The sequence below is a fragment of the Mycobacterium sp. genome (assembly GCF_035499775.1).
Classification (GTDB): Bacteria; Actinomycetota; Actinomycetes; order Mycobacteriales; family Mycobacteriaceae; genus Mycobacterium.
This window is the reverse complement of sequence record NZ_DATJYB010000424.1, coordinates 1-9,359: the sequence shown is the minus strand read 5'-3', so window position 1 is coordinate 9,359 and position 9,359 is coordinate 1. Positions and strand designations below refer to the sequence as shown.

Sequence of the window (9,359 nt, the reverse complement as noted above, 5' to 3'; positions counted from 1 at the left end):
CAGAAGACCGTGGTGATTCCCAGCGGGGACGGGGTATTCGTGCTGCAGCTCAACGCCGACGCCTCCGACACGGACCAGGGGCCGCTAATGGACGCGATGAAAGCGATCGACGAGCAAACGACGATCACCGTCTGATTCAGCAGCAGGATTGCGGTCAATCCTGTTGTTCGGCACCGGATTTCAACGATCGTATTCGATGTGGACGACGTCGGTGGCCGGCCGGGACCGGCAGGTGAGGATCCAGCCATCGGCGACGTTGCCCGGTGCGTCGTTGCGCTCGGTGTGCACCCGTCCTCTCAGCAGCTTGGCCTTGCAGGTGCCGCACCCGCCGCTGATACATGCGTAACGGGCGTCGACCCCGGCGCGCAGCGCCACCTCCAGTAGCGACTCGTCGCTGACGGTTGTGGTCTGTTCGGTCACGGCGCCCTGGCTGACCACGACTGTCGACAGGGTCACATCCGCGTCATCGTCGAGTTCGGGCAGGCTCGTTGCGTCGCGGTCCGTGGAGGATTGCCCCCCGCCCGCTGCGCCCGCGCCGCGCCAACCGCAGGTTCTGGCCGAAGTTGCGCCACGGCCGTTCGTGAAGCTCACCCGCGATGCCCAAAGTAGCCATGCGGCTGCGGATTACGTCCTGGGTGCCGTCGTCGGAACCGGTGTCCACGATCACCCACGAGGCGATGAACGGCGCAACCACGCCGAGCAGCTCGCCGACGATGTGGGCCTCGTTACGAACGATCATGTTCAGGCAGATCGCCGGACGCTCGGTCACCGGGTCGGGCACCGCCAGATCATAACCAGGCTCAGCGCGCCGCCAGAGCGTTTGAGGCGTGCGACGCGTGCATCAACGGGCTACAGTCAGCGCGCGTGCATGTCCTAGCGTTCGCTCCGTCAGCCAGTGCCGTGATCGAAGAAGGGGCAGTCACGGCGGACGGCTTCCCGATGACCAGCTTCCACGTGGCAAGGCTGCCCGCGTAGATTACGGTGCCGCTGGTGCTGGCCGTCTACACCCGAACGGGCACTGACCACGACCCGAGGCGATACGTTGTCGCCAGGTCGCCCAGTGGTGGACGGCTCAGCGTCTTGGAGTGCAGCTGGCGTTGGCCCGATCCGGAAGGCGAACTGTTCAAGTCCGCAGGTGTACACACGATCGGCCTCTACCACAGCCCCGACGCGACCCAGCCCGCTTATGCCTTTCCGCTCTCGGTCCAGGTTGGACGTGGTGGGGCCGAGCAAATCAGCGGCTAAGCTCCCGGGCGCCACTAGGTACGGTGATGGCATGGCAGAAGAGTCGTATGCGATAGACGTCGGGCATCCACCGTCGGTTCTAATGAAAGCTATCAACCCGATCCTGGGCGCCCTGCTGCGCACTCCGCTGGCCGGCCCCTTCGGCAAGCAGCTGATGGTGCTGAGCTTCACCGGGCGAAAGTCAGGACGGCAGTTCACATTTCCAGTGAGTGCCCATGTGATCGACAACGATCTGTATGCGCTGACCGGCGCTGCGTGGAAGCAGAACTTCAGCGGCGGCGCGACGGCCCGGGTCCTTTACGACGGAAAAACCACCGTGATGCACGGCGAACTCATCCGCGACCGCGTGCAGGTACCCGCCCTCTACTTCAAGTGCGCGGAATCCTATGGCGTCAAGCGCGCGCAGCGCATGATCGGATTGAGATTCCGCGATCAGCGAATACCGACACTCGACGAATTCGCCGAGGCGGTCGACCGGATGCACCTGATCGCCATCCGGTTCACCCCGGGGCAATAGCGGAGTTTATTGCGCGCAGCAATGTTTGACGGATTGCAAACCAGCGTTCCCGCGTTCTCCCAGCCGGAGCGGGCCCGGTAGGTCAAAGTTGCGCGCGCAGTCGCTCGACGAGACCGACCAGCCTTGCGTGATGCGATCCGGCCCAGTAGATCCGCCCGCACCCTGAGCAGCGGCTGAAATCCTGGTAGTAGCGACGGGTCAACGGCTCGAGGCGGTCAACCACCTCGTCCTTGGACACGGCAGCCAGCTTCCCGTTACACCGCAGGCACCTGGTGAATGGCGCCAGCCGCTGGCCCAGGTCCAATCGCCGGATCACCTCAAGCGTCTGCTGTTCGGCGTGCTGAGAATGCACGAACAGGCCATGGGTGATAGCCCTGCGCTTCAGCAGGCCGCGGTCGCGGGTGAGCAGAATCCGCTGCTGGATCAGGCTGATCTCGGCCAGGGTGGGGTCGTCGGCGTCGCTCGACCACCACACGTCGAGGCCGAGCACGCGAAGCAGCCGCGCCAGTCGCCCGAGGTTGACGTCGACGACGAAGCGCGGATCGCGCAACGGCGCCGGACGCAGCCGGGCCGTCGACCCGATGTCCAACGCCTCGAACATCGGGTAGGCCGCGATGCGGTCGCCGGCGGTGGGTCGATGCTCGAAGGCCGCGGGTTCGCCGTTCACCAGGATGAGGTCGACCTCGGTGTGCGGAATGCCCATCGCCTCCAGGACGTCCTTGACGGTCTGATGGCTCCGGAACGAACGGCGCACGGTGAGACCGCGCGACCGCGGGTCGACGAAGTCGTTCAGCTCGGCGTATGCCCGAACCTCGACGTAGCCGCCCGGTTCGCTCATCGCGGGGTGCCCGCGCCCGCGGCCGCCCGGGTTCGGGTGATCACCGGCTGCTCAAATCCGTTATCACACACTGCCTGTCGCACCGCCGCGCCGACCGCATCGGTGCGGTCGGCCGGCACCAGGGCGATCACACAGCCCCCGAAGCCGCCGCCGGTCATCCGGGCACCAAGAGCACCCGCGCCGACGGCGGTATCGGCGATCAGGTCGATGTGCCCGGTGGTGATCTCGAAATCGTCGCGCATGGACGCATGCGAGGCGGAAAGGATGCGCCCGGCTTCGACGTAGTCCGAAACACGCAGCGCGGCAACATAATCAAGCACCCGGCGGTTCTCGGTCAGCACATGGCGGGCCCGCCGGGCGTCGACGGGGTCGGTCAGCGCAGCCAGGACCGACGGCCCGCGATCCTGAACCTCTCGCAGGGACGACGCCCCGAGTTCAGCGGCCGCCCGCTCGCACGAAGCGCGTCGGGCGGCATAGTCACCGCCGGCGTGACGGTGGCGTGCGCGGGAGTCGATTAGCAGCAGCGCAACACCAGAACCATCCGGGTCGAAGGCCACCGGCTCGACGGTGAGGTCGCGAAAATCGATCAGCAGCGCCGTCGACGGCTCACCGAATAACGAGGCCAGCTGGTCAAGCAAACCCGTTGGGGCGCCGACATAGTCGTTCTCGGCACGCTGGGCGAGCCGCGCCTGTTGGTTTGCGTCGATCGTGACGCCGGCGGCCGACGCGATCGCACCCAGCGCCGCACATTCCAATGCCGCCGACGAAGACAGGCCCGACCCCATCTCCACGTCGCTGGTGATCGACATCGCGCCGCCGGGCACCGGGTGACCGGCTTGGCGCAGTGCCCACACCACCCCGGCTACGTAGGCCGCCCAGCCGTGCACGTCACCGGGAACGGTGTCGAGCGGAATGGGCACCGAGCCGTCCGCGCGATCGCTGCCCACGGTGATCGCATCGCTGCGGTCCGGGGTGAAGGTCACCACGGTGCGCTGCGGCAGCGCAATCGGCAGTGCAAACCCGAGGTTGTAGTCGGTGTGCTCGCCGATCAGATTGACGCGCCCCGGAGCAGCGTAGCGGACCGTCATCCGAGTTCCCGCAGCCGCTGGGCCACACTTTCGGGCGTGACGTCGCTGATGAATGCGCCCATGGCCGATTCGGAGGCCGCCAAGTACTTGAGCTTGGTGGCGCTGCGCCGGATCGACATCAACTCGACGTGGAAGTAGCCGTCGGCCTGGGCGTCGGTCGCGGCGAACTGGTGCAGCGCCGAAATGTAGGGCAGCGGGAACGAATACATTCGGTCGAACCGCCGCAGCACGTCGAGGTAGACCTGCGCGAATCCGTCGAGTTCATCCTCGTCCAAATCAATTAAGTTGTGCACAAACCTGTTCGGGTAGATATGCACTTCGACCGGCCAGCGCGCCGCGAACGGTACGAATGCCGTGAACAGCTCGGTGCGCGCCACAACGCGACTACCGTCGGCGACCTCACGCGCCAACATGTCGGCAAAGAGGTTGCCGCCATGACGCATTCGATGTTCGTGCGCCTGGCCCAGCATCTCAGCGGTTCGCGGTGTGAGGTGGGGGTAGCCGTAGATCTGACCGTGCGGGTGGGTCAGCGTCACCCCGATTTCCTCGCCGCGGTTCTCGAAACAGAACACCTGCTCGATACCCCGCGCGGCCATCAGGTCGGCCGTGCGGTGCCGCCACGCCTCGACGACCAGCCGGGCATGCGCCGGTTCCAGATCCGCGAACGACCCGGTGTGCTCGCTGGAAAAGCAGATCACCTCGCAGCGGCCATGGCCCGGAGCGAACACAAAGCCGTCACCGGCAGGCGCAATCGCCGCGGGTATCGGACCCAGGCCACCGGACAGGCTCGGGAACCGGTTCTCGAAAACGACCACGTCGTAGTCGGGGGCGGGCACCTCGCTGGTCAGCCCGGTCGGACCCGGACACAATGGACACTGGTCGGCGGGTGGCTTGTAGGTACGGTCTTGGCGCAGCGCCGCGATGATCACCCACTGTCCGGTGGACCGGTCGAACCGCAACTGCGACTGGTCGGGGTCACGCCGCGGCAGCAGCCTGCGATCTTCGGCCGGCTCCGGGCAGTGCCCGGGCAGCGAGAAGAACAGCAGGTCACGGCCATCGGCCAGCTTCGCCCGCGTCGGCGCTTCCACGACGTCGAAGACTAGCTGGGCCGCTGCGACGCGGTTCGGGTAACCATGTGGTGTCCAGCATACGAGGGGGTTGCCAGATCACTGTTCGCTACGAAAGAGCCCGTAACTGGTGGATCGGCTCTGATCCCGGATTGCTGCGGCTGCGGATGGCCGTCCGCACCACGGCCGCGTTGGCCTGCTCGCTGCTGGCGCTGGACCTGCTGACCAGGGCGGCCGGGCAGCCGCTGACCGTTGCTCTGCTCGGCGCCGTCATCACGATGATCGCGGCCCGATCCGTCAACGAGCCCGACCCGCGTCAGCAACGGATCACGATGGCGCTGCTGCCGGTGCCGGCCGCGCTTGCCATCACCGCCGCTGTGCTGCTCGCCCCTCACATGATGGCCGGCGACATCGCCTTTGTGGTGATCGTGTTCGTCGCGGTCTACATCCGGCGCTTCGGGGCCCGCGGCAGGGCGCTGGGGATGGTCGCGTTCATGGCCTACTTCTTCACGTTGTATCTGCGGGCCGGCATTTCCCAGTTGCCCTGGCTGGTGGTCGCCGTGCTGGTCGGCACCTTGTGCACGTTCGTGATGAGCACCTACGTGCTGCCGGATCAACCGAATCGGGTGCTGGGAGCCACGATTCGCTCGCTGCGGGCACGGATGGCCATCGTGGTCGACACCACCGCCGAGGCGGTGCGGTCGGGCCGCCTCGACGAGCGGCGCCGGCGCCGCATGCGGGCGCGAGTCGCCCGGCTCAACACCACCGCGTTGCTGGTACAGAGCCAGCTCGAGGACAACGCAGACCCTGCCCCGCTGTGGCCCGGGGTCAGCGGCGAACAACTGGCCCCGTGGTTGTTCGACGCCGAACTCGCCGTCGAGTGGGTGGCGATCGCCGGTGCCCGCGCCGCGGCCCTCGGGTCGGAGATTCCCGACGACACCCGCGTCGAACTGGCCGGTGCGCTCACCGATCTCGCCTGGGCCATCCGGGTCCCGCAACCCCGGGGGCTGCGACTGGCTGCGCATCGCGCGCAACGAGTCGTCGACAAGCAGCCGCCTGCCAGCATCACCGGCGACCCCAACCAGTCCGCGGTGCGCCGGCTCGGCCTGTCGATAATCGCCGCGGCGACAGCAACTTCCGAAGTCCGGGCGCTGGTCGAACACGCCGCCGACGGCGCGTCGCCGCCGGCGTCGCCAACGTCCGACAACGCCGGCCCAGACAGCGAGCAACAGCCCACCGGACTGCTGCCGACGACACGGCAAGCCATCCAGGTGGCCGTCGCCGCGTCGCTGGCCATCGTCACCGGTGAGCTGGTTTCGCCCGCGCGCTGGTACTGGGCGGTGATCGCGGCGTTCGTAGTCTTCGCCGGCACCAACTCCTGGGGCGAAACCCTCACCAAGGGCTGGCAGCGACTGCTGGGCACGGTGCTGGGCGTGCCCGCGGGCATGCTGGTCGCCACGCTCGTGTCGGGGGACAAAGTCGCTTCGCTCGTGATGATCTTCGTGTGCCTGTTCTGCGCCTTCTATTTCATGAAGGTCACCTACAGCCTGATGACCTTCTGGATCACCACGATGCTGGCGCTGCTGTACGGGCTGCTCGGCCAATTCAACTTCGGCGTCCTGCTGCTGCGGATCGAAGAGACCGCGATCGGCGCAGTCATCGGCATCGCCGTCGCGATCCTGGTTCTGCCGACCCACACCAGAGCGACCATCCGCAAAGACGCCCGCACGTTCTTGACGACGCTGTCCGCGTTGATCGACACCTCCATCTCGGCCATGTTCGCTGACGACGGGACCGCGAGCCCCACCGAGCAGGCGCGCCAGCTCGACCGGGACTTCCAACAGTTCCGAGTCACAGCCAAGCCGTTGCTCGCAGGGGTCGCCGGCATCTCCGGGCGGCGCAACATTCAACTGGGCCTGCGGTTGTTCACCGCCTGCGACCACTACGGCCGAAACCTGGCTCGCAACAGCCAGCAGTATCAGCACCCAGCCTGTTCCCAACAAGTGTCCGACGCCGTCACCACCGCCGCGGCACAAACCCGCCATAACATCGACGCACTGGTCGCGGCGCTGGACGGTGCCCGGGACGTGATCATCGTTCCGGCAAGCGATTCCCTGGACGCCGCCGAATCCCTGGCCACCCGGCAGGACGGTGAGGCGGGGCCCGATACGCGCCGGCTGCTCACCGCCCTGCTCTCGCTGCGCCGGATCGAACGGGCCGTCGTCACCGCCGCCATCCATCTCGGCCTGGGCCCGGCCTGACGCTAACCAGCGATTCTCACGCCAAAACGTCGCTGCGGTAGAGGTGGGCGGATCTACCATCGGTCTATGACTTGTCCGAACCTTCCGCCCGGGTTCGACTTCACCGATCCCGACATCTACGCCCACCGGCTACCGGTTCAGGAGTTCGCGGCGCTGCGCGCAACGGCGCCGATCTGGTGGAATGAGCAGCCGCCGGACAAAGGAGGCTTCGGCGACGGCGGCTACTGGGTGGTGAGCAAGCACCGCGACGTGCGCGAGGTCTCGTTGCGCAGCGACGTGTTCTCGTCGGCGGAGAAGTCGATCGTGCCGCGCTATCGGGAAGACTTGGCGCAGGGCCAGATCGAGGCCGGGCGGACGTCGATGATCATGATGGACGACCCCGAGCACAGCCGGCTGCGCAAGATCGTCGCGCGTGGCTTCACGCCCCGCGCCGTCGAGCGGCTGCGAACCGACCTGGGCGAGCGCGCCCGACGGATCGTCACGCGGGCCGCAGCGGAAGGGTCGGGCGACTTCGTCCGGCAGGTGGCCTGCGAGTTGCCGCTGCAGGCTATTGCCGGGCTGCTCGGGGTTCCCGCGGAAGACCGCGAAAAGCTGTTCGACTGGTCCAACCAGATGATCGGAAGCGACGATCCGGAGTTCGCCGACCACGACGCGCTGACTTCGGCGGGCGAAATGATGTGGTACGCCATGCAATTGGCGGAGCGCAAGGCCAAAGAGCCGGGCGAAGACATCGTGACGACGCTGACCCGCGCCGACGAGGACGGCCACCTTTCGGACGCCGAGTTCGGGATGTTCGTGGTCACGCTGGCCATCGCGGGCAACGAGACGACGCGTAACTCGATTACGCAGGGGATGATGGCCTTCACCGATTACCCGGATCAGTGGGAGCTGTTCAAGACGCAGCGCCCGAAGACCACAGCCGATGAGATCATCCGCTGGGCCACTCCGATCACCGCGTTTCAGCGCACCGCTGTGGTGGACACCGAGCTCGGCGGGGTGCGGATCGAGAAGGGCCAGCGGGTGGTGATGTTCTACCGCTCGGCCAACTTCGACGAAGAGGTCTTCGAAGACCCGCTCACCTTCAACATCTTGCGCAGCCCCAACCCACACGTCGGGTTCGGCGGCACCGGAGCGCATTACTGTATCGGGGCCAGCCTGGCGCGGATGACGATCGATCTGATGTTCAACGCGATCGCCGACGAGATGCCTGCCCTGACCCCGCTGGGCGATCCCGAGCGGCTGCGCTCCCCCTTCATCACCGGGATCAAGCACTGGCAGGTCGATTACGGACCCAGGGCGACGATCGGCTGACCTGGGCTGGGGGCTCCTGTTTTTGCCTGCCTCGAACGACTTTCGGGCGATTTCGCTGGTCCCACCAGTCACTCCCGTCGCCGGAGAGCCAGGGGGGGTTCGTTGCGCCCCCTATCAGCGACAAATTTGCCTGACACACAAGGAGCTTTCAAGGTTGTCGCTACAAGGCGGGCAGAAAGACACATCCGAACTTACTGTGACGCGTGGGGCTCACGGCCCAACGGCATGGGTGCGAAGCCTTGCTTTCAGCGTGAAACCTCGGCTTTCGGTGTGAAGCCTGGGCTTTCGGTGTGAAGCCTGGGCGGAAACCGCCCCCACGGAATCCCGCCCTGCCTTCACGCGCAAAGCCCTGAGCTCACACCCAAAGCCCAGGGCTCACACTCGATGCCCCGGATCCACGACCAAGCCCGGGGGCTCAGGTGATAGCCGACCCGTCCACCGCACTGACCACCACGCCGCGCAGCCATTGATGCCGGTGGTCGTCGTCGAAGGCGGGATGCCAAATCATGTGATAGGACATCAACTCGATCTCGGGAGGCACCGAGAGCGTCCGGAAGTGCAGGGCTCACCGAGTCGCTGCGTCTGCAACTGGCCGACACGACGGTGAAGGTCAAGGAGCTGGAGCCGCCGTCGGTGGCCACCGATCTTGTTCCCGGACAACGGGAAAGCGAATTCGCGATGCCGCTCGACGAGTTCGTCGACGAGGTCGTCCAACTGCTGGAGACGCAACCCGATGCCGATGAGATCCAGGTCGAGCGCGTCAAGTTCCTGCGTTAGGGCGAGGCGCGCGGCGACTACGACCAGGTAGTGGCGGCCCTGAACGCCGCTGACCCGCACAGCAACTGAGTCTCCGCCGGCTGCTTACAGGAGCGGAGAGTAAGTCGCTTGGAGGTGTTCCAACAGAACCTGCAAGCGGCGCTCATAGTCGGTGATCGCGCCGCCGGCTCTGGCCGAGTCGCCGGGCTGAGCGGTTCCGATGTCGAGGGTTTGCTCGCTTTGCCGGCCAAGGACGCGCGACAGATCCGAAAGCAG

General features: G+C 66.4%; 10 protein-coding genes and 1 pseudogene. 5 read left to right on the top strand and 6 right to left on the bottom strand.

Features of this window, described 5'->3' with window-relative positions; translation table 11 throughout:
• Window positions 1–135 (top strand): LpqN/LpqT family lipoprotein (locus VML93_RS26345; protein WP_325615209.1); only part of this gene is annotated, 135 nt, incomplete at its 5' end.
• A gap of 45 nt (window positions 136–180) precedes the next feature.
• Here the strand turns inward: VML93_RS26345 and VML93_RS26340 are convergent.
• Together VML93_RS26340 and VML93_RS26335 are read right to left on the bottom strand one after the other, a co-directional pair.
• Window positions 181–456: a 2Fe-2S iron-sulfur cluster-binding protein gene (locus VML93_RS26340; RefSeq protein WP_325615207.1), complete on the bottom strand. Its 276-nt coding sequence runs from the start codon at window positions 454–456 to the stop codon at window positions 181–183.
• A gap of 7 nt (window positions 457–463) precedes the next feature.
• Window positions 464–781 (bottom strand): hypothetical protein, encoded by a 318-nt coding sequence (locus VML93_RS26335; RefSeq protein WP_325615206.1) that lies wholly within the window; start codon window positions 779–781, stop codon window positions 464–466.
• Between the two features lie 495 nt (window positions 782–1,276).
• Between VML93_RS26335 and VML93_RS26330 the strand changes: the two genes are divergently transcribed.
• On the top strand, window positions 1,277–1,762 hold the full coding sequence (locus VML93_RS26330; protein ID WP_325615205.1) for a hypothetical protein: 486 nt from the start codon (window positions 1,277–1,279) through the stop codon (window positions 1,760–1,762).
• Between the two features lie 82 nt (window positions 1,763–1,844).
• Here VML93_RS26330 and VML93_RS26325 read toward each other — a convergent pair whose 3' ends face one another.
• From VML93_RS26325 to galT, 3 genes are read right to left on the bottom strand one after another with little or no spacing between them, the layout of a single operon-like run.
• Window positions 1,845–2,600: a Mut7-C RNAse domain-containing protein gene (locus VML93_RS26325; protein WP_325615204.1), complete on the bottom strand. Its 756-nt coding sequence runs from the start codon at window positions 2,598–2,600 to the stop codon at window positions 1,845–1,847.
• Window positions 2,597–3,688, bottom strand: a complete 1,092-nt coding sequence (locus VML93_RS26320; RefSeq protein ID WP_325615203.1) for a galactokinase — start codon at window positions 3,686–3,688, stop codon at window positions 2,597–2,599. The genes VML93_RS26325 and VML93_RS26320 overlap by 4 nt, the downstream gene beginning before the upstream one ends.
• Window positions 3,685–4,776, bottom strand: coding sequence for a galactose-1-phosphate uridylyltransferase (gene galT / locus VML93_RS26315; RefSeq protein ID WP_325615202.1), 1,092 nt, complete (start codon window positions 4,774–4,776; stop codon window positions 3,685–3,687). The genes VML93_RS26320 and galT overlap by 4 nt, the downstream gene beginning before the upstream one ends.
• A gap of 146 nt (window positions 4,777–4,922) precedes the next feature.
• On the opposite strand from galT, the gene VML93_RS26310 reads away from it, so the two are divergent.
• Window positions 4,923–7,016: an FUSC family protein gene (locus tag VML93_RS26310; protein WP_325615208.1), complete on the top strand. Its 2,094-nt coding sequence runs from the start codon at window positions 4,923–4,925 to the stop codon at window positions 7,014–7,016.
• A 66-nt stretch (window positions 7,017–7,082) separates the two neighbouring features.
• Window positions 7,083–8,327 (top strand): cytochrome P450, encoded by a 1,245-nt coding sequence (locus VML93_RS26305; protein WP_325615201.1) that lies wholly within the window; start codon window positions 7,083–7,085, stop codon window positions 8,325–8,327.
• A gap of 415 nt (window positions 8,328–8,742) precedes the next feature.
• On the opposite strand, the gene VML93_RS26300 is transcribed toward VML93_RS26305, so the two are convergent.
• Window positions 8,743–8,868, bottom strand: a complete 126-nt coding sequence (locus VML93_RS26300; RefSeq protein ID WP_325615200.1) for a hypothetical protein — start codon at window positions 8,866–8,868, stop codon at window positions 8,743–8,745.
• A gap of 23 nt (window positions 8,869–8,891) precedes the next feature.
• Here VML93_RS26300 and VML93_RS26295 point away from each other — a divergent pair.
• Window positions 8,892–9,173: pseudogene (locus VML93_RS26295) on the top strand (oxidoreductase); the annotation flags it as partial.
• Window positions 9,174–9,359: the final 186 nt, after the last annotated feature.

What these genes read in the sequence shown, in the direction of transcription:
- VML93_RS26325 (WP_325615204.1), bottom strand. Translation starts at nt 2,600, where the DNA reads ATGAGCGAACCGGGCGGCTACGTCGAGGTTCGGGCATACGCCGAGCTG.
- VML93_RS26330 (WP_325615205.1), top strand. Translation starts at nt 1,277, where the DNA reads ATGGCAGAAGAGTCGTATGCGATAGACGTCGGGCATCCACCGTCGGTT.
- VML93_RS26320 (WP_325615203.1), bottom strand. Translation starts at nt 3,688, where the DNA reads ATGACGGTCCGCTACGCTGCTCCGGGGCGCGTCAATCTGATCGGCGAG.
- VML93_RS26310 (WP_325615208.1), top strand. Translation starts at nt 4,923, where the DNA reads ATGGCCGTCCGCACCACGGCCGCGTTGGCCTGCTCGCTGCTGGCGCTG.
- VML93_RS26305 (WP_325615201.1), top strand. Translation starts at nt 7,083, where the DNA reads ATGACTTGTCCGAACCTTCCGCCCGGGTTCGACTTCACCGATCCCGAC.